Genomic DNA, 659 nt, shown 5'->3' on the forward strand with positions numbered 1-659 from the left:
TGCGTCGCCCTCCTGACGCTGATCCTGCTCGTGGTGCTCTTCCCGGGCGTCTTCGCCTTCGGCAAGGACCCGCACGAGGCCTCGCTCGACCGCTCGCTCCTGCCGCCCAGCGGCGAGCACTGGTTCGGCACCGATCTCCAGGGTTACGACATCTACGCGCGCACGATCTACGGTGCCCGCGCCTCGGTCCTGGTCGGCGTGCTCACCACGATCGCTGTGGTGGTGATCGGCGGCCTGCTCGGTGCCACCGCCGGCTTCTACGGGGGCTGGCTCGACTCACTGATCGCGCGCCTGTCGGACATCTTCTTCGGCGTCCCGCTCATGCTGGCCGCTGTCGTGGTGATGCAGATGGTCACCTCGCGCACGGTCTACTCGGTGGTGCTGGTGTTGACGATCTTCAGCTGGCCGCAGATCGCCCGCATCGCGCGATCGGCGGCCATCTCGATCCGTAACGAGGAGTTTATCGACGCCTCGAAGTCCCTGGGCGCGTCCAAGGTCAGGACGCTCTTCACGCACGTGATCCCGAACTGCCTCGGTCCGGTGATCGTCGTCGCCACCGTCGCGCTCGGCATCTACATCGTCACCGAGGCGACGCTGTCCTACCTGGGCATCGGCCTCCCGGCGAGCGAGGTCTCGTGGGGCATGGACATCGCCGACGG

1 protein-coding gene is annotated in these 659 nt (G+C 67.2%); it reads left to right on the forward strand.

The annotated features are described in order from the left end of the window. Window positions 1–659: ABC transporter permease (locus FK268_RS23185; protein WP_146437808.1), on the forward strand; the 659-nt coding region annotated here is incomplete at both ends.

Source organism: Tsukamurella sputi (assembly GCF_007858445.1).
Taxonomy (GTDB): Bacteria; Actinomycetota; Actinomycetes; order Mycobacteriales; family Mycobacteriaceae; genus Tsukamurella; species Tsukamurella sputi.